The following is an 18149-nucleotide window of genomic DNA, read 5'->3' on the forward strand; positions in this document are numbered from 1 at the left end:
TTACTTAGTCGGTTACTTAGTCGGTTACTTAGTCGGTTACTTGGTCGGTCGAAGCCTGATGACCATCACTGAACTGCAACGCCGCCAACCGCGCATACAGCGGATTGCTCGCTATCAACTCCTGATGCGTACCGATCGCCACCAGTTTGCCCTGGTCCATCACCGCAATCCGGTCGGCGTTTTTCACTGTGGCCAAACGGTGGGCGATGACCAATGTGGTGCGGTTTTGCATCAGGCTCGGCAGCGCTTGCTGGATCAGGTGTTCGCTCTGGGCATCGAGGGCGCTGGTGGCTTCGTCCAGCAGCAGGATCGGCGCGTCAACCAGCAGCGCCCGGGCGATGGCCAGGCGCTGGCGTTGCCCGCCTGACAGGCCGAGGCCGCCGTCACCCAGATGGGTCTGGTAACCGTCGGGCATTTGTTCGATGAAGTCGTGGGCGTGGGCGATTCTGGCCGCCTCCCGGACTTGTTCCAGCGTGGCCGACGGGCAGCCATAGCGGATGTTCTCTTCGACACTGCCGAAGAACAGCGCCGGGGTTTGCGAGACCAGCGCGAAGCAGCGACGCAGGTCCAGCGGATCAAGGCTCGTCAGCGGCACGCCATCGATCAGGATCCGCCCTTCCCGGGGATCATAGAAACGCAGCAACAGGTCATACACCGTGGACTTGCCCGCGCCGGACGGCCCCACTAGCGCGAGGGTTTCGCCGGCGTTGATCGTCAGACTCAAGCCATCGACGGCGAGGCTTTCGGGACGTGACGGGTAGGAAAAACGCACACCCTGCAATTCCAGCTCGCCTTTGACTCGCTCCGGCAGCGTTACCAATCCCGTGGTCGGTGGCTGAATGATGTTCTCCGAACGCAGCAATTCGGCGATTCGCTCGGCGGCGCCGGCCGCTCGCTGCAACTCGCCAATCACTTCGCTCAACGTACCAAACGCACTGCCGACGATCAGGCTGTAGAACACGAACGCCGCCAGCTCACCGGCGGAAATCCGCCCCGCGATCACGTCCATGCCGCCGACCCACAACATCACCGCGACGGCGCCGAGCACCAGAACGATCACCAGCGTGATCAGCCAGGCCCGTTGGAAAATCCGCTTACGCGCAGTCTCGAACGCCTGCTCGACGGTGCTGGCGAAACGTTGCTCGTCCTGCACCTGATGGTTGTAGGCCTGCACGGTCTTGATCTGACCGAGAGTTTCCGAGACGTAGCTGCCAATGTCGGCGATCCGGTCCTGACTCAGCCGCGAAAGATTACGCACGCGACGGCCGAAAATCAGGATCGGCGCAATCACCAGCGGCAGCGCGATCACCACGATGCTGGTGAGTTTTGCGTTGGTGATGAACAGCAGCACCACACCGCCAATGACCATCAGCAAATTACGCAAGAACAGCGACAGCGACGAGCCGATCACCGATTGCAGCAGCGTGGTGTCAGCGGTCAGCCGCGACTGGATTTCCGAACTGCGGTTGTCCTCGTAAAAGCCGGGATGCAGGTACACCAGATGGTTGAACACCTGCCGGCGGATGTCCGCCACCACGCGCTCACCGATCCAGGACACCAAGTAAAACCGCGCAAACGTGCCGACCGCCAGGCCGAACACCAACAGCATAAACAGGCCGATGGATTGGTTGAGCAGGTGCGGCGATTGAGTCATGAAGCCTTGATCGACCAGCAACTTGATGCCCTGCCCCATCGACAGGGTGATGCCCGCCGTGACGATCAGCGCAAGCAGTGCGCCGAAGGCCGGCCAGCGATAAGGGGCAAGGAAATGACTGGTCAGGCGCAAGGCCCGGCGGTGGCGCGAGGAAAGCATCGGGATCATTCAGGTTCACGTCGTGTGCTGATGGATAGGGCCAGCCTACACACTCAAATGGGGTGGAACTCTGCAAATCACAATGAGTCAGGTTAATTATGACCGGCAAGACTACCCCCTAGATGCTATTGGTCTAAGGTCCGGGTTGAGACAGACGGTCATTTCTGTTTGAGTGGAGATGCCGTTCCGGACCGACCGCAGGGAGTTGTCACAGCCTGGTCACCTGACGGTTTTAATCTAGGCACACAACCTGATGAGGAGACAGGCCATGTCCTTGCAAAACAGCAGCGATGACAAGATTGAAGTGATCCGCACCAAGCCCGGCCAACCTCTGGGTTGCTCGATCATCGACGAAAACGGGCGTGAAATCGAGATCACTGAAGACATGATCCAGGATGCCTGCCGCGAACTGGAGAAGCGATTGGTCAAGCCTGCCGAACAAAAGTGATATCGCCACCGTCTTCCTGACCCGGCCCCTGCAGGCCGGGTTTTTTCTGCCCGTTGCTTATACGGCCACAGCGCCCAGCGCGGTCACGATCTGCTGCAACGCAGGGGAATGCCCCTCGATCCGCACCTTCAGCCCTTCGATCTCGCGGCGAACCGGATACTGCTTGCGCAACACATCGAACGCCGCGCGTTGCTCACCGACGCTGCCCAGCAGGGTGCGACGGAAATCCGCGTCGTCCCGGCGCGGGTCGTACACGCCACGGCACAACATCGCCAGGGCCCAGGCCGGATCGCTGTCGGCATGCAAGGCAACTTCCGACAACCATGGTGCCGGCAGCAGATCGCCGAGCTGAATGCTGGCGGGCTCACCGATAAATTCGCAGTACGCCTGATAGATCTGCGCGGTGCCGCGCTGTTTGCCATCGAGGCTGTACCCGGCGATATGCGGCGTCGCCAGTACACAGAGCTCGGCCAGCGCCACATCGACTTGCGGTTCGGCCTCCCAGACATCGAGCACCGCTTGCAGGTCTTCACGCTCCAGCAGCACTTCGCGCAACGCGGTGTTATCCACCACCGGACCGCGAGCCGCGTTGATCAACCAGGCGCCGGGCTTGAGCTGCTGCAAACGCTGCTCGTCGAACAAATGCCAGGTCGCGCCCTCGCCGCTGCGGGTCAGCGGCGTATGCAGGCTGATCACGTCGCACTGCGCGATGATCTGCTCCAGGCCGACATAGTCGCCGCCCTCGGCCGCCTGACGCGGCGGATCGCAGACCTTCACGTTCCAGCCCAGACCTTTCAACACCTTGATCAGGCGACCGCCGACTTCACCGGCACCGATCACACCGTAAGTGCGTTCACTCAAATCGACGCCTTCGATTTCGGCCAGGGTCATCAGGCTGCCGAGCACATAATCGACCACGCCCCGGGCATTGCAGCCGGGCGCGCTGGACCAGGTGATGCCGGCCTCGTTGAAGTAATCGAGATCCAGATGATCGGTGCCAATGGTGCAGGTGCCGACAAAACGCACCTTGCTACCTTCGAGCAATGCGCGGTTGACGTTGGTCACCGAGCGCACCAGCAATACATCGGCCTGTTCGACCGTGGCCCGGTCGATGGAACGGCCCGGCACCCGGCGGATCTCGCCGAAACCGGCAAAAAAGGCATCGAGCAGCGGGATATTTTCGTCGGCAACAATCAGCATGGCGGGGCTCCTTGGGCGGATCGGCAGTGTAGGCGCTGGGACTGCGATGAGCCAGCAGGCTTTGACTTCTTGATGAGCGCGCCGCGATTACAAATCCGCAACAGAGGATTTTTCCTGACCATAACGTCAGCGGCGTAGAATGCCCGGCCTTGCGCATCAACCCCTGTGGACGCTTTGCCTGTGAATTCCGTGACTGACCGCCCCGCTGCCGTTTCCCTCAACCGCCCTGCCCGGGTTCGCCTGGAGCTGAAGAATCTGCTCGGCCTGGCCCTGCCGATCATGATTGCGCAGCTGGCAACCACCGCCATGGGCTTCGTCGATGCGGTGATGGCCGGGCGCGTGGGGCCCAAGGATCTGGCAGCCGTGGCGCTGGGCAACTCGATCTGGGTGCCGGTGTTCCTGCTGATGACCGGCACCCTGCTGGCCACCACGCCGAAAGTCGCCCAGCGCTTTGGCGCCGGCACCCACAGCGAAATCGGCCCGATCGTGCGTCAGGCCCTGTGGCTGGCTCTGGTAGTCGGACTGATGGCAACCACGATGCTGTTCAGCGCCGAACCGATCCTGCACCTGATGAAAGTCGATCCTGAATTGATCGGCCCGTGCATGCAGTACCTGCACGGCATCGCCAGCGGTCTGCCGGCCGTAGCCTTCTACCATGTGCTGCGCTGCACCAGTGACGGCCTCGGCCGCACCCGGCCGGCGATGGTGCTAGGCCTGTGCGGCCTGGCGCTGAACATTCCGCTGAACTACGTGTTCATTTATGGTCACTTCGGCGTGCCGGCCATGGGCGGCGTCGGTTGCGGCTGGGCCACGGCGATCGTGATGTGGGTGATGGCGCTGGGGCTGGCGGGTTACGAGCGCTGGGCGCCGGCCTACAAGTCGAGCGAACTGTTCAGCCGTTTCGACTGGCCGCAATGGGCGGTGATCAAGCGCTTGCTGGCCATCGGTCTGCCGATCGGTGTCGCAGTGTTTGCCGAGTCGAGCATTTTCGCGGTGATCGCGCTGCTGATTGGCAGCCTCGGCGCCACGGTTGTGGCCGGGCACCAGATCGCGCTGAACGTCAGCTCGCTGGTGTTCATGATTCCGTACTCGCTGGGCATGGCCGTGACCGTGCGGGTCGGCCAGGCCCTGGGCCGGGAAGAACCTCGCGAAGCGCGATTCGCCGCGGGCGTCGGCATGGGCACCGCGCTGGCCTACGCCTGCCTGTCGGCGAGCATGATGTTGCTGATGCGCGAACACATTGCGGCGATCTACACCTCCGATCCGATGGTGATCCACATCGCGGCGATGCTGATCGTGTACTCGGCGCTGTTCCAGTTTTCCGACGCGATCCAGGTGACTGCCGCCGGTGCCCTGCGTGGTTATCAGGACACGCGGGTGACGATGATCCTGACCCTGTTCGCCTATTGGGGCATTGGCCTGCCGGTGGGTTACGCCCTCGGCCTGACCGACTGGCTCGGCGAACCACGCGGCCCGAGCGGCTTGTGGGAAGGCCTGATCGTAGGCCTCAGCTGCGCAGCGCTGATGCTGTCGATCCGCCTGACGCGCAGCGCACGCAAACGCATTCGCATCAGCCGTTCGATGGGCTGACCGGCCATAAAAAAAGACCTGCACATGCAGGTCTTTTTTTTGCCTTCCGATCAACCGGACTTCTTGCGGATCCAGTACAGATAGGTCCCGGCCTCTTCGTGCTGCCCCACCAGTTCATGGTCGAGAAACACGCAGAACTTGGGGATGTCGCGACGGGTCGACGGGTCGGTGGCGATCACCTTGAGCAGGCCGCCGGGCACCAGGTCACGGATGTGCTGGTGCAGCATCATCACCGGCTCCGGGCAGTTGAGGCCCGTGGCATCGAGGGTGCCGTCGACCGGCGTATCAATCATTTCACTCATGATTCACTCCTGAAACTGGCCGGCATTGTCACCCAATGCCGGGTGTTCGGTCACCTGTCGCGCGCTCAGCGGGCTTTGGCTTTCTTCACGTCATGGCGGCGCAAATGGCAGGTCACTTCCTCGCGGTCGTGATAAAGCTGCTTGCAGCCGATGTCGACCTTGATCCCGCGGGCCTTGAAGCCATCGGCGATGCGTTCGAGCAGGCGCTTCACTTCGGCGTAACGCTGCTTCATCGGCAGCTTCAGGTTGACCACCGCTTCCCGGCAATGGCCCTCGCCGATCCACTCTTCGAGCATCGCGGCGTTGCGCGCCGGTTTCTCGACGATATCGCAGACCATCCAGTCCACCGGTTGCTTCGGTTTGAAAGTGAAACCGTCAGCCATCAAGTGCTGCACCAGACCGGTGTCCATCAGGCTTTCGGCCATCGGGCCGTTGTCGATGGCAGTCACCAGCATGCCGCGATTGACCAGTTGCCAGGTCCAGCCGCCCGGCGCCGCGCCGAGGTCGACGCCGGTCATGTCGCTGTGCAGGCGATCTTCCCACTGATCGCGCGGGATGAAGTGGTGCCAGGCCTCTTCCAGCTTCAGGGTCGAACGGCTTGGCGCCTCGCGCGGAAACTTCAGGCGCGGAATGCCCATCGGCCACATCGCCGAGTTACCGGCATCGGCCAGACCAAGGAACACCTCACGACCGCTTTTGAAGGTCAGCAACAGACGTGGCTTGCTGGCGTCTTCCACCAGTTTGCCGGCGCCGGTCAGCGCCTTGCGCAGCGGGCCTTCGAACTTCTTGCAGAAATTCGACAGTTCCTTGCCGTCGTTGGTGTCGACGACTTCCAGCCACAGGCTGCCGCACACCGGGAATTCAGCCATGTGCGCGAGGATCACACTGATGCGGTCGTTTTCCGGCAGATCGATGAAAAACCCGCGCGCCCACTGGCGCGGGAAGATCAGCTCGGCGAAACGCTGACCGCGCATCAGGCGCTCGGCGCCGTCTTCTTCGGTGCAGACGAACTCGGCGCAAGCAGTGGCCGGTTTGGCCTTGGCGTAGCCGGCCACGTTCAGTTGGGCGGCGAGGTCGGAAATCTCCGAGCAGACTTCGCCTTCGAAGCCTGGCCGGCAATGCATGAATAGGGTGTTCATTCTTACTCCTGGGCAGAGGGCGATCATTCATCCCCTGCGCGATGCCCAGACCCTGCGTTGAAGCAAAGCCTGTCACGAAAACCGGCGCATGATAGCCGATGTCGGAACCTTGGACTTGCCCATAGAGTCCAGTTATTAGCCAGCTACTGAAAACAGGGCTACGTTGATAGCTCTGCCCGTCCCCTCAGTCCGTAGCCGTGCGGACTCAAAGGAGTGATCGTAATGCCGTCCCTCGATAGTCTGAAATCCCTTAAAACTCTGAAAGTCGACGACAAGACTTACCACTATTTCAGCCTGCCGGATGCCGCCAAGACCTTGGGCGATCTCGACAAGCTGCCGATGTCGCTGAAAGTCCTGCTGGAAAACCTGCTGCGCTGGGAAGATGAAAAAACCGTCACCGGCGCCGATCTCAAGGCGATTGCCGCGTGGCTCAAGGAGCGCCGCTCCGACCGGGAAATCCAATACCGCCCTGCCCGCGTGCTGATGCAGGACTTTACCGGCGTACCGGCCGTGGTCGATCTGGCCGCGATGCGCGCCGCCATGGCCAAGGCCGGCGGTGATCCGCAACGAATCAACCCGCTGTCGCCAGTGGATCTGGTGATCGACCACTCGGTGATGGTCGACAAATTCGCCAGCGCCAGCGCCTTCGAACAGAACGTCGACATCGAAATGCAGCGCAACGGTGAACGCTACGCCTTCCTGCGCTGGGGCCAGAGCGCCTTCCACAACTTCAGCGTGGTGCCGCCGGGCACCGGGATCTGCCACCAGGTCAACCTCGAATACCTCGGCCGCACCGTATGGACCAAGGATGAAGACGGCCGCACCTATGCCTTCCCTGACACGCTGGTCGGCACCGACTCCCACACCACCATGATCAACGGCCTCGGCGTACTCGGCTGGGGCGTCGGCGGGATCGAGGCAGAAGCGGCGATGCTCGGGCAGCCGGTGTCGATGCTGATTCCGGAAGTCATCGGTTTCAAACTCACCGGCAAACTCAAGGAAGGCATCACCGCCACCGACCTGGTGCTGACCGTGACCCAGATGCTGCGCAAGAAAGGCGTGGTCGGCAAATTCGTCGAGTTCTACGGTGACGGCCTCGCCGACCTGCCGCTGGCCGACCGCGCAACCATCGCCAACATGGCCCCGGAATATGGCGCGACCTGCGGCTTCTTCCCGGTCGATGACGTGACCCTTGAATATCTGCGCCTGTCCGGTCGCCCGGCCGAAGTGGTGAAACTGGTCGAGGCCTATACCAAGGCTCAGGGCCTGTGGCGCCTGCCCGGTCAGGAGCCGGTGTTCACCGACAGCCTGGCGCTGGACATGGGCAGCGTAGAAGCCAGTCTCGCCGGGCCGAAACGCCCGCAGGACCGCGTCTCGCTGCCGAATGTCGGTCAGGCGTTCAGTGACTTCCTCGACTTGCAATTCAAACCTGTCAGCAAGGACGAAGGACGTCTGGAAAGCGAAGGCGGCGGTGGCGTGGCGGTGGGCAATGCCGATCTGGTCGGCGAAACGGATTACGAGTACGACGGCCACACCTATCGCCTGAAAAACGGCGCGGTGGTGATTGCCGCGATCACGTCATGCACCAACACTTCCAACCCGAGCGTAATGATGGCTGCCGGGCTGCTGGCGAAAAAAGCCGTGGAAAAAGGCCTGACCCGCAAGCCGTGGGTGAAAAGCTCACTGGCTCCGGGTTCGAAAGTGGTCACCGATTACTACAAGGCCGCCGGGTTGACGCAATATCTCGACCAGCTCGGTTTTTCGCTGGTCGGATACGGCTGCACCACTTGCATCGGCAACTCCGGCCCCCTGCCGGAACCGATCGAAAAAGCCATCCAGAAAGCCGACCTGACCGTGGCTTCGGTGCTGTCCGGCAACCGCAACTTCGAAGGCCGGGTGCATCCGCTGGTGAAAACCAACTGGCTGGCCTCGCCGCCGCTGGTCGTCGCTTACGCCCTGGCCGGCAGTGTGCGCACCGACATCAGCAGCGAGCCGCTGGGCAATGACCAGCAGGGCAATCCGGTTTACCTGCGTGACATCTGGCCGAGCAGCAAGGAAATCGCCGACGCGGTGAATCAGGTCAACACGGCGATGTTCCACAAGGAGTACGCCGAAGTGTTTGCCGGCGACGAACAGTGGCAAGCCATCGAAGTACCGCAAGCCGCGACGTACGTCTGGCAGGCGGATTCGACCTACATCCAGCACCCGCCGTTCTTCGACGACATTGCCGGGCCTTTGCCGGTGATCGCCGATGTGAAAGGCGCGCGAGTGCTCGCGCTATTGGGTGATTCGGTGACCACCGACCACATCTCCCCCGCCGGCAACATCAAGGCCGATAGCCCGGCCGGGCGTTATTTGCGCGAGCAAGGCGTCGAGCCACGGGACTTCAACTCCTACGGCTCACGCCGGGGCAACCACGAAGTGATGATGCGCGGCACGTTTGCCAACATCCGTATCCGCAACGAAATGCTCGGCGGCGAAGAAGGTGGCAACACGATCTACATTCCGACCGGCGAGAAATTGGCGATCTACGACGCGGCCATGCGTTATCAAGCCTCGGGCACGCCGCTGGTGGTGATTGCCGGGCAAGAATACGGCACCGGTTCCAGCCGTGACTGGGCCGCCAAGGGCACCAACCTGCTGGGGGTTAAAGCGGTCATCGCCGAAAGCTTCGAGCGGATTCACCGCTCCAACCTGGTGGGCATGGGCGTACTGCCGTTGCAGTTCAAGCTGGATCAGAACCGCAAGAGCCTGAACCTCACCGGCAAGGAAACCCTGGATATCCAAGGTCTGAGCGGTGTCGAGCTGACGCCTCGGATGAACCTGACCCTGGTTATCACCCGTGAAGACGGGCGTCAGGAGAAAATTGAAGTGCTGTGCCGCATCGACACCTTGAACGAGGTGGAGTACTTCAAGTCCGGTGGGATCCTGCATTACGTGTTGCGGCAGTTGATCGCCTCGTAAAACCTGCAGATGCAGAAACACCGCCGATTGGCGGTGTTTCTGTTTGGGCACGGCACTTTTCTGCGGGCGAAAAAAAACCCGCCGAAGCGGGTTTTTCCCAAGACCATTATCGACTCCCTGTCGGCAGCGATCCTTGCTAATGGTCGATCATCCGTGATCCTGAAACACTCCCTGTGCTTCAGTTGATGAGGCTAGATTACGCTGTGGATCCAATCGGCAATAGTCGAAATAGCTACCATCGCGTGTAAGACATTCGCCATAGCAGGCCTTCCGAAAACCCTTAGGCGTGTCAGGCATCGAGTGCAGAAGCCGCCAATCGGGCGACTTTCAGCTGTCCGGCGGCGGTTTTTTGCTCGTCATCCTCAATGAACCACGCGGCAGAGAGTCCGGCGAACGCCAGTACCCATTGCAGCAGACGCTTTCGTTCAATTCCCGCGGTTTCACAGATCACGTCGACTTGCCGCCGAATGCGCTCAGGGTCGGTGGCCGTCGGCAATTCCGGATTGCAGATCAGGTTGGCGTAGTCGTAACCGCGCTCGCCGCGCACCCGCTTGGGGTCGATCGCCAGCCAGCCCCGTGGGCCGAAATCGAGGACGTTGTCATGGTGCATGTCGCCGTGCAGCACCACTACGTCCTGCGGTTCGGCGAGCAAGGTCTGGGCGGTTTGCAGGCATTCGGCGTATTGGCCGCCGTATCGGGCAGCGGCCATTCTTAATGATGCGAACCACGGCTCCAGTTCCACCAACGGCGGTGGCGGCGTCGGTCGCGGTGCGTGCAGCCGGGCCAAGGCTCGGCACATGATCCGAGTTGCTTCGTCATCCTCGCCGTTGAGCGCCATGTGCATCAGCGAGCGCTGGCCCATCGCCCGCTCCAGCAACAGGCCTTCCTCGTGATGCGCAAGCACCCGGGCGGCGCCGTCGCCATCCCACCAGGTCATCAGCAGGTTGCCGTACTTTTCCTCATCGTCCACCGCGAATTTCAGCATCGCCGGCACATCACCCTGATGTACCGGCAACAGGCGGCTGCCCGGGGTGATGATCGGTTCGCCATCCGGCGCCAGCGCCCAGCGTTCCAGCCACGGCGTGAACAGTTCGAGATCAGCCACCTTCACGCTCGCGGGCCCGGTCGCTTTCCGTGAGGAAGTGCTCAAGTCGACTCAACTGTTCCTCCCAGCCCCGACTGTCCATGTAGTACGCCTCTTTCTGACGCACATCGGGAATATGCGCGAAACCGGACTCGGAAACCTTCAGCAGCGTGCCGTTTTCATAGTCCTGCAGCTCGAATTTGACCAGCGTGGTCGGTTCCTGGGAATAGTCGATTTTCGGGTTCACCGCGTACGGGTGCCAGCGGAAGGAAAACAGCTGCTGCGGCTCGACCCGCTCCACCAGCACGTTCCAGAGCACATGTTCATAACCGGGGTACGTCACCTGCCCCTGCGTCCATTCGCCCGCGATAAACCGCCGGCCCTCCAGCGCAACGCCGAACCACTGGCCGAACGCCTCGGCATCGACCAGGGCGCGCCAGACATGGGAGCGCGGCGACCTGAGCATGATTTTACGTTCAAAGCTGTTGGGTACTGGTTTCATACGTCACCTCCTGTTTTGAACAGTAGGCTTGTATGACCACATGTCCAATCCGAAGTTGTATCAATCCCCTGCAACGGTCGTGTCTGATTGAAATATCCGGCAGTATTTTGGGGCGCCGGTTCGTCAGAATGCGCACGGATCGGCGTTGTGAAACTGATAACGTTCGCAGCGAATTGAACGACACAAGGACGTCATCATGCAGCCCTCCCTCCCCGAACGTTACCGTGGCGCCCTGCTCGGCCTGGCCTGCGGCGATGCCGTGGGAACCACCGTCGAATTCCAGCCTCGCGGCAGCTTCCAGCCCCTGACCGACATGATCGGTGGCGGGCCGTTTCGCCTGAAGCCCGGTCAATGGACCGACGACACCTCGATGGCGTTGTGCCTGGCGGAAAGTCTGCTGAACAAAAACGGCTTCGATGCCGCTGACCAGATGGGACGCTATCTGAACTGGTGGCAATGGGGTTATCTGAGTTCGACCGGCGAATGTTTCGATATCGGCATGACCGTGAGTCAGGCGCTGGATCGCTATCAACACACCGGAGAGCCGTTTGCCGGCTCCACCGATCCCCACAGCGCCGGAAACGGGTCGCTGATGCGTCTGGTGCCCGTGGTGTTGTTTTACTTCCCCGATGCCCGGCAAATCAGGCGATTCGCCGCCGACAGTTCACGCACCACGCATGCAGCACCCGAGGCCATCGAATGCTGCCAGCTGTTTGCCGAACTGCTCTGCAGGGCTCTGGAAGGCGCATCGAAAGCGCAAATGCGCACCCTGCCGCAAACAGTCTTCAGCCAGCCCAAAGTGTCGGCGATTGCCCGGGGCGAGTACCTGCACAAGACCGAGCGCGACATTCGCGGCAGTGGCTACTGCGTCGAATCCCTGGAAGCGGCGTTATGGTGCTTCCAGCACACCGACAGTTTTGCCACCGCCGTCCTGCAAGCGGCGAATCTGGGCGATGACGCGGACACCACGGCTGCCATCGTCGGCCAGTTGGCCGGCGCCCATTACGGTGTGCAGGGAATCCCGTTCGGGTGGCTGGAAAAGCTGCATGACGGAGAAGAAATTGCCGCGACAGCGGAGCGGTTGCTCAACGCCTCAAGACACCGTGCACCTTGCTAGCGCAACGAAGTCGCTAAACTGCCCGGCACGTTCACTCATCAAAGCGAGATGACTCATGTCCCCACGCCTGCTTCTGGCCCTGACACCCTTTCTTTTCACTTCTATTGCCCACGCCGCTGTGGACTGCGCCAATGCCAGTGATCAGGCGACGATGAATCAGTGCGCCGCACAAGAGAACAAGGCGGCGGACAAGGAGTTGAATACCGTTTATCAACAGATCACCGCCCGGTTGAAGGACAACCCTGATGGCAAGAAACTGCTGGTGAGCGCGCAGCGGGCGTGGATCGGCTTTCGCGATGCCGAGTGCAAGTTTTCGGCATCCGGGGTAAAGGGCGGAAGTATGTACCCGATGATCCACAGCTCATGCATCACGCGCGTGACCAAAGATCGAACCGAGGCGCTCAAGCAGTATTTGAAGTGTGAAGAAGGGGATGTGGGTTGCCCGGTACCCGGGGCCTGATTTTCGTGGCGATTTAGAGAACCCCTTCGCGAGCAAGCCCGCTCCCACATTTGAACCGCATTTCAAATGTGGGAGCGGGCTTGCTCGCGAAGGCGTCATCCCTGACGCCGCTAATTACCGAACAAAAATCTGCGCCGTAGTAATCGCCATATCCCCACCCGGCAGCTTGATGCTGCCGGTCTGTTTCATGGTCTCGGCATCAAAGATCGCCACGTCGTTGAAAGTGCCGGCCAGGTAGATCTTGCTCCCGTCCTTGTTGAACGAAATGCAGTAGTAGGAATGATCCAGTGTCGCCGCCTGAATCAGCTTTTTCTGCTTGATGTCGTACTTGGCCAGACGATTGAGCACGCCGAACATCAGGTTCGGATCCTTCGGCGAGCGCATGCCGCTGAAGTAGATTTCGGTCAGTGGGCCGAAGTCAGTGGTTTCGGTCTTGTCGGTTTTCAGATCGACGCTGAACAAGCCGTACAGGTATTCAGCGGTGGCCGGATCCTGTTTCTTGTCCTTGAACTTCGCTGCGGTGTACAGCAGCGAGAAATCGTGGCGATAGGTCTGCTGGTTCCACACATAGAGCACGTCCGGCGCGCTGTAGTTCGGGCGTTTCCAGTGACGGCTGGGGATCAGCACGTCGAACTTGCCGCTCTTCACATCGACCTTGTACACATCGGCGCCGGCCACATAGAGCGTACCGTCATCGCCGCTCTGCATGATCGTCAACTGCCGTGGTGCCGGGAAGCTGCGCACCGGTTTGGCGTCCATCCCGGCGTCAGTGGCGTAGACGTCCAGGCGCGGCTGTTTGACCTCGTACCGGTCGTTGAGCATCTGGGTCGGGTTGGCGATGGTGTACAGCTCCTTGCCGTCATGACTGACGGTGAAGGCGAACATCGACCGCGCCTTCTCCCCCGGCTGCTGGGTGATGCTGGCGTGGAACACCTGCTTGCAGCTGTCCAGTTCGACACCGTAAACATCGGCGTAATGGTTGTTCAGCACATACGCGGTCTTGCGATCCGGCGACAGCTGCACGGTGCCGGGACCAAAGGCATCGGGCATCTTGCAGGTCTTGTACAGACTGTCGGTCGCCAGATCGATGACGTGCAGGTTGTTCGGGTAGTTGGTGGTCAACATGTACTCGTGACCGTCTTGCAGCTCGGTGTTTTCATCGGCCAGAACCGGGAGCGAACAGGCGCTCAGAACCGCGAGTGCGGCAAGGCCGCAGGCTTTGATGTTGTGCATGCTGGAATCCTTCTTCTTATGGATCACTTGTCTTTCGGGAAGACAGTGCCGAGGTTGCGCCAGTTGTCGTTGGACGCCTGGGCATCCTTGTTCCAGTCGGGGTAGGTGCTCATCATGTCCGGCACCTGGGCCGGCCACCAGCACGGATCGGAGCAGCCATAGAGGTCAGCTTCCATCGGCTGGCACAGCGACGACACCCCGCCGAACGCATCGATTTCCCAGCCCGGGTCGGTGGTCGAGGCGCAGCCGGCAACGGAGCTCATCGCCACCACTTCTTCGATGCGGTTCTCATCCGCGGCCTGATCCAGCTTCAACGCTTTGTTATTGATTGCCTTGAGATGTTTCATATCAGTGAGCCTTGCGCGGAGTGATGTAGCTGCTGATGAACGCAGGGTTGGCGGCCATGATCCGGGTGTAGACCTCGATGCCGAAGTCGACCCAGTCACGCATCAGTTCGCAGTAGTGATAGGTCGGATGGGCCGGGTCGCCGTAGCGTGCATAACTCTCGTGGTAGCAACCGCCGGAACACAGGTTGCGGATCTGACAGTCATGGCAACCGGTGTTGGTGCGATCCAGGCGCTGGGACAGGAAGTCGTTCAACTCGACCTGTTTCACTCCGCTGTGGACGTTGCCGAAAGTCGGCAGCGACGAGCCGGTAAAACGATGGCACAGGTTCAGTTCGCCCTTGTGATCCACCGCCAGCATCTTCAGTCCGGCGCCGCACGGCAGGGCCTTTTTGTGGCCTTCGTGGATGTCGGTGATCAACTGATGCAGGTTGGAGAAACCGATATTGCGGTGTTCCAGCGCAGCCTCCAGATAACGCCGGCCGAGGCGTTTCATGCTGGCGAACACTTCGATCAACTCGGCGTTGGTCAGATTGAAACTGCTGATGTCGCCGGAGGTCACCGGAGCAAATCCGACTTCGGCAAAACCCAGTTCGTTAAACAGGTGATCCCAGATGGTTTCAACGTCGGTGACGCCGGTGGTCAAGGTCACCCGCGCGCCGACCGGGCGGCTGTTGTAGCGCGACAACAGCATTTCGGCCTTGCGCCGCACCACGTCATAGGTGCCCTGCCCGCCCACGGTGATGCGGTTGCGGTCGTGCACGGTTTTCGGCCCGTCGATGCTCACTGACAAGCCAAAACGGTGGGCATTCAGGTAGTCCACGGTTTCTTCGGTGAGCAGCGTGGCGTTGGTGGTCATCACGAACTCGACGAACTTGCCGGCCTCGGCAAACCGCTTCTCGCAGTAATCGACCATGTACTCGATCAGCTTGCGGTTGCTCAGCGGTTCGCCGCCGAAAAACACCACGGTGAAACGTTCTTCGTCGGGGGACTCATGCAGCAACATTTCCACCGAAGCGATGGCGGTTTCGACGTCCATCTTCTTGCCCGCGGACGGCTTGTCGAGGTCTTCCTTGTAGCAGTAGGTGCAGCTCAGGTTGCAGCCGGTGTTGACGTTGAGCACCACGGTGTTGATCGCCGTGCGTTCGACGCGTTTGACCGCGATGTCCGGCGTCAGCGGCGAGCCGTCGCTGACCAGTTCCAGCGAGATCAGCTCACGCAGGGTCTCGTTGATTTCCTCGCCGTTGAACCGCGCGCCGAGGCGCTGGATCAGGTCTTCCGAGGAGCAGCCGGGGCCGCGCAGCGCATCGATGATGGTGCCGGTCAGTTCATCGCTGGCGAACAGCGAACTGCTGGGGATATGGAACAGCATGCGGTCGGCGTCGACGTGCACTTCGTGCAGATTACGTTCGACCAGATTCAAGATAGCGCCCATTGCAAACCTCCTGTGCAAGCCCCGCTTGGGGGACTTGCGGTCATTCCGAAAAGTGTCTGAATCGCTGTCGCTCAGCTCAACTCACGTTTCAACATCAGGGAATGGGTGGATTGTTCCAGCGTTGCACGGTGACGATCAGGTGGCCTTCGCCGGTCAGGGATTTCCCTGCGTCGTCGACGGCGGCGATCACCTTGAGGTTGCCGGCATTGTTGGTGGACATCTTGCGTGCCGGATTCGGCCCGGCATCGCCCGGGGTGAACACGCCCGCGTCGGCCTGCATGGTGCCGGCGAACTTGACGTCTTCATCCTCTTTGGCGCGCTCGTCGAAGGCTTCGACTTTCCATTGCGCCGGGAACACGCCGATGCGATACGGCTTGCCATCAGCCCCCTTGCCCCAGGCTTCGGCGTCGAAGCGGCCCTGGACTTTCGGCGTCGAACCGCCGCCCTCGCCGATCCGTGCCACCGAGAATTCCGGCACCACTTTGACCGAGGCGATCTTGCTGTAAACCGACAGGCTCGGGCCTTTCAGGCTGCCGACGCTGACCGCGCGCAACCCCGGTTGGGCATTGGCTGCCGCTTTGACTTTGACCTTGATCCGGTCGACGTTCTGCTCGACCACTTCGACCACGTCCACGCCTTTACCAAAGTTCGGTTTGCCGCTCAGGCCGCTGCCGATCAGGGTCACTTCGGTTTCGCTGCCGGCCTTCACATAACCCGGCTGCACCGCCAGCAAGCGCTGCGAACCCTGCTTGGCGGCGACGAAGTCCAGACCGCGCTCATCGTGCTCGGCCTCAAACATCCGACCCTGCATGGCGTTACCCTGTGCGGCGAACACCTGGCGCATGGTCACGCCATCGACGGTCACGTTGCCGCGCCATTCGTAGCCGCTGTAAAGGATTGCGCTGCCGTCGCCGTTGAACGGGCTACCGTCGGCGTACTGACCTTTGACGGCGACCTTGAAGGTGTCGCTGCCATCGGCGGTGACGCTCATGGTGCCGGCCAGTTCACCCTTGCCAGGCAGGTGACCGCTGAAACTCCAGTCGCCGACCAAGGCTTCGGCTTTCGGTGCGGTTTTGATCCAGGACTGCCACGCCGGGTTATCGAGCGGATAACGCTTGGCCAGCAGCGGGACCATTTCCTTGCGGGCGATATCGAACCAGTCGCGGTCACGGGCCAGCGCCTGATACTCCAGCGACGGCCATTGGCCGAGGTGGAAATTCACCAGACGTTCCCATTCCTGAGCCGGACGCCGTTGCAGAGCGACCCGCGCACCGGAGTGGCAGCGGCCACACATCTGCGCGGTTTTCTCGTCAAACTGCTCGACGGTGTTCAACCGCCGCTCCAGCGCGTAGCGCACGCCGTCGGTTTCGCTGGGCGCCAAGCCCTGGGTGTCGGCAAGGTATTTGACCAGCGTGCGACGATCGTCATCGCTGATCTGCAAACCGTGCATGGTCTGCATCCGGGCGATGCTCATCAGCCAGCCTTCCGGGGTCTTGCGCTGGTGGCTGATACGGCTCAACTGGTCGCCGGCTTCAGGGGTGTGACAGCCCTGGCAGGTTTCCTTGAGGATAGTCTGGGCATCGCGGGCTGCCAGGCTGTGCGGCGAATGCAGGGCCACGCAAGCGGCCACGGCCAGCAGGCTGGCGCTCATGCCTGATCGGAGTTTTCTCTTCATCAACGTCGAACCTCGCACGGTGCTTTCTTATTGTTGTGGCTTATCGTTTTTATGGTTTCTGCCGTTCGCGACGATGCACGAACGGAGGCAAGCGAAACGTCTGCTGTGAGCAATACACGGAGCGTGCCAGCTTGCCGATAAGCTTTTCAATCAAGCAGTTACGTGAAGATCAAGGTGAAATTGCGGTGCGGGCGGTGCTGGCCGGCGTCCAATTTCGCGACAGCTGTTGCAGTCTGAGACAAGCATAGTTGTTGCGGCGTCGGCGACATTGCGTCGCGCGACAGATGACCCGGCGCTGACAGCATCCCCCATGAAAAAACCTCCAGGAGAGTGACACCTGCCGAACCCACACGAAAATGGGCCCCGCCAATGACGGGGCTCTTGTACTGGCTCGTTTACCCGCGCCTAGCGAACGGAATTGTCCGGATGAACCTTGTAACGCCCACAAAACTCGCAAACCATCGGGCATTCACCTTGCGTGTCGGCCTTGGCTGCCAATGACCCGGAATCACGCCGGGCAGCTTGAATTCGACGTTCCCGGTAAAACGCATAGATGATCAGCAAACTAAAGGCCAATGACCAAAGACACAGAATTAAAGCCGTCATGATTTATCCTCGAGCATGGCAACTGCGAAAGAGGTGGCGATCAGGAAAATACTGCTTGTAGCCATCAAGGCACCTGCCCGAATCGTATCAACATCGGTCAGATCGCCGATCAACAGCGCCGCAAACCCCGTCACCAGAAATCCCGTCCCCACGCCTATCATGAAATTGGTTAGCCATCGAATGGTTAAGTTGTTCATCGACATCCCTGTGAAAACACTGACCCGCCAAATCCATGGC

The 18149-nt window shown here is 60.9% G+C and carries 16 protein-coding genes; 5 read left to right on the plus strand and 11 right to left on the minus strand.

The window, feature by feature from the left end; all coding sequences use genetic code 11:
• Window positions 1–28 precede the first annotated feature (28 nt).
• Window positions 29–1822, minus strand: a complete 1794-nt coding sequence (locus QR290_RS20310; RefSeq protein WP_162803841.1) for an ABC transporter transmembrane domain-containing protein — start codon at window positions 1820–1822, stop codon at window positions 29–31.
• A gap of 259 nt (window positions 1823–2081) precedes the next feature.
• On the opposite strand from QR290_RS20310, the gene QR290_RS20315 reads away from it, so the two are divergent.
• The gene (locus QR290_RS20315) at window positions 2082–2261 is read left to right on the plus strand and encodes a PA1571 family protein (RefSeq protein WP_074689257.1); all 180 of its coding nucleotides are present in this window, start codon (window positions 2082–2084) and stop codon (window positions 2259–2261) included.
• Between the two features lie 57 nt (window positions 2262–2318).
• Here the strand turns inward: QR290_RS20315 and pdxB are convergent, their stop codons facing one another.
• The gene (gene pdxB, locus QR290_RS20320) at window positions 2319–3461 is read right to left on the minus strand and encodes a 4-phosphoerythronate dehydrogenase PdxB (protein ID WP_289203468.1); all 1143 of its coding nucleotides are present in this window, start codon (window positions 3459–3461) and stop codon (window positions 2319–2321) included.
• Between the two features lie 180 nt (window positions 3462–3641).
• On the opposite strand from pdxB, the gene QR290_RS20325 reads away from it, so the two are divergent.
• Window positions 3642–5051 carry an MATE family efflux transporter gene (locus QR290_RS20325; RefSeq protein ID WP_041475594.1) on the plus strand — a complete coding sequence of 470 codons (1410 nt, stop codon included), beginning with the start codon at window positions 3642–3644 and terminating at the stop codon, window positions 5049–5051.
• A 50-nt stretch (window positions 5052–5101) separates the two neighbouring features.
• Here the strand turns inward: QR290_RS20325 and tusA are convergent, their stop codons facing one another.
• Both tusA and rlmM read right to left on the minus strand, forming a co-directional pair.
• Complete coding sequence (tusA, locus tag QR290_RS20330; protein WP_007953079.1) at window positions 5102–5353, minus strand: sulfurtransferase TusA; 252 nt, start codon at window positions 5351–5353, stop codon at window positions 5102–5104.
• Window positions 5354–5418: 65 nt separating this feature from the next.
• On the minus strand, window positions 5419–6492 hold the full coding sequence (rlmM, locus tag QR290_RS20335; RefSeq protein WP_064598139.1) for a 23S rRNA (cytidine(2498)-2'-O)-methyltransferase RlmM: 1074 nt from the start codon (window positions 6490–6492) through the stop codon (window positions 5419–5421).
• Between the two features lie 222 nt (window positions 6493–6714).
• Here rlmM and acnA point away from each other — a divergent pair, with 222 nt between their 5' ends.
• Window positions 6715–9456 (plus strand): aconitate hydratase AcnA, encoded by a 2742-nt coding sequence (acnA, locus tag QR290_RS20340; protein ID WP_289203469.1) that lies wholly within the window; start codon window positions 6715–6717, stop codon window positions 9454–9456.
• 289 nt (window positions 9457–9745) lie between these two features.
• Here acnA and QR290_RS20345 read toward each other — a convergent pair whose 3' ends face one another.
• Both QR290_RS20345 and QR290_RS20350 read right to left on the minus strand, forming a co-directional pair.
• A complete protein-coding gene (locus QR290_RS20345; RefSeq protein WP_289203470.1) occupies window positions 9746–10561 on the minus strand; it encodes an aminoglycoside phosphotransferase family protein in 816 nt (271 codons plus the stop codon).
• Window positions 10554–11042 (minus strand): SRPBCC family protein, encoded by a 489-nt coding sequence (locus QR290_RS20350; RefSeq protein WP_007953087.1) that lies wholly within the window; start codon window positions 11040–11042, stop codon window positions 10554–10556. Before QR290_RS20350 ends, QR290_RS20345 begins: the two co-directional genes overlap by 8 nt.
• Before the next feature lie 196 nt (window positions 11043–11238).
• Between QR290_RS20350 and QR290_RS20355 the strand changes: the two genes are divergently transcribed.
• Window positions 11239–12159 (plus strand): ADP-ribosylglycohydrolase family protein, encoded by a 921-nt coding sequence (locus QR290_RS20355; protein ID WP_289203471.1) that lies wholly within the window; start codon window positions 11239–11241, stop codon window positions 12157–12159.
• A gap of 55 nt (window positions 12160–12214) precedes the next feature.
• On the plus strand, window positions 12215–12619 hold the full coding sequence (locus tag QR290_RS20360) for a lysozyme inhibitor LprI family protein (RefSeq protein ID WP_289203472.1): 405 nt from the start codon (window positions 12215–12217) through the stop codon (window positions 12617–12619).
• A 114-nt stretch (window positions 12620–12733) separates the two neighbouring features.
• Here the strand turns inward: QR290_RS20360 and peaD are convergent, their stop codons facing one another.
• The 5 genes from peaD to QR290_RS20385 all read right to left on the minus strand — a co-directional run bounded on the left by peaD (window position 12734) and on the right by QR290_RS20385 (window position 18109).
• Window positions 12734–13852, minus strand: a complete 1119-nt coding sequence (peaD, locus tag QR290_RS20365; RefSeq protein ID WP_289203473.1) for a quinohemoprotein amine dehydrogenase subunit beta — start codon at window positions 13850–13852, stop codon at window positions 12734–12736.
• 23 nt (window positions 13853–13875) lie between these two features.
• A complete protein-coding gene (gene qhpC, locus QR290_RS20370; RefSeq protein ID WP_008016081.1) occupies window positions 13876–14199 on the minus strand; it encodes a quinohemoprotein amine dehydrogenase subunit gamma in 324 nt (107 codons plus the stop codon).
• Window position 14200: 1 nt separating this feature from the next.
• Entirely contained in the window at window positions 14201–15631 is a 1431-nt protein-coding gene (peaB, locus tag QR290_RS20375) for a quinohemoprotein amine dehydrogenase maturation protein (RefSeq protein ID WP_289203474.1), read from the minus strand.
• A 94-nt stretch (window positions 15632–15725) separates the two neighbouring features.
• Window positions 15726–17306, minus strand: a complete 1581-nt coding sequence (gene peaA / locus QR290_RS20380) for a quinohemoprotein amine dehydrogenase subunit alpha (RefSeq protein WP_289203475.1) — start codon at window positions 17304–17306, stop codon at window positions 15726–15728.
• A 602-nt stretch (window positions 17307–17908) separates the two neighbouring features.
• On the minus strand, window positions 17909–18109 hold the full coding sequence (locus QR290_RS20385; protein WP_085686895.1) for a hypothetical protein: 201 nt from the start codon (window positions 18107–18109) through the stop codon (window positions 17909–17911).
• Window positions 18110–18149: the final 40 nt, after the last annotated feature.

The sequence above is a fragment of the Pseudomonas fluorescens genome, assembly GCF_030344995.1.
Classification (GTDB): domain Bacteria; phylum Pseudomonadota; class Gammaproteobacteria; order Pseudomonadales; family Pseudomonadaceae; genus Aquipseudomonas; species Aquipseudomonas fluorescens_BF.

Coding starts and splice junctions, on each gene's coding strand:
- QR290_RS20310 (WP_162803841.1), bottom strand. CDS start 1,822: ATGATCCCGATGCTTTCCTCGCGCCACCGCCGGGCCTTGCGCCTGACC.
- QR290_RS20315 (WP_074689257.1), top strand. CDS start 2,082: ATGTCCTTGCAAAACAGCAGCGATGACAAGATTGAAGTGATCCGCACC.
- pdxB (WP_289203468.1), bottom strand. CDS start 3,461: ATGCTGATTGTTGCCGACGAAAATATCCCGCTGCTCGATGCCTTTTTT.
- tusA (WP_007953079.1), bottom strand. CDS start 5,353: ATGAGTGAAATGATTGATACGCCGGTCGACGGCACCCTCGATGCCACG.
- rlmM (WP_064598139.1), bottom strand. CDS start 6,492: ATGAACACCCTATTCATGCATTGCCGGCCAGGCTTCGAAGGCGAAGTC.
- acnA (WP_289203469.1), top strand. CDS start 6,715: ATGCCGTCCCTCGATAGTCTGAAATCCCTTAAAACTCTGAAAGTCGAC.
- QR290_RS20350 (WP_007953087.1), bottom strand. CDS start 11,042: ATGAAACCAGTACCCAACAGCTTTGAACGTAAAATCATGCTCAGGTCG.
- QR290_RS20355 (WP_289203471.1), top strand. CDS start 11,239: ATGCAGCCCTCCCTCCCCGAACGTTACCGTGGCGCCCTGCTCGGCCTG.
- QR290_RS20360 (WP_289203472.1), top strand. CDS start 12,215: ATGTCCCCACGCCTGCTTCTGGCCCTGACACCCTTTCTTTTCACTTCT.
- peaD (WP_289203473.1), bottom strand. CDS start 13,852: ATGCACAACATCAAAGCCTGCGGCCTTGCCGCACTCGCGGTTCTGAGC.
- qhpC (WP_008016081.1), bottom strand. CDS start 14,199: ATGAAACATCTCAAGGCAATCAATAACAAAGCGTTGAAGCTGGATCAG.
- peaB (WP_289203474.1), bottom strand. CDS start 15,631: ATGGGCGCTATCTTGAATCTGGTCGAACGTAATCTGCACGAAGTGCAC.
- peaA (WP_289203475.1), bottom strand. CDS start 17,306: ATGAAGAGAAAACTCCGATCAGGCATGAGCGCCAGCCTGCTGGCCGTG.
- QR290_RS20385 (WP_085686895.1), bottom strand. CDS start 18,109: ATGAACAACTTAACCATTCGATGGCTAACCAATTTCATGATAGGCGTG.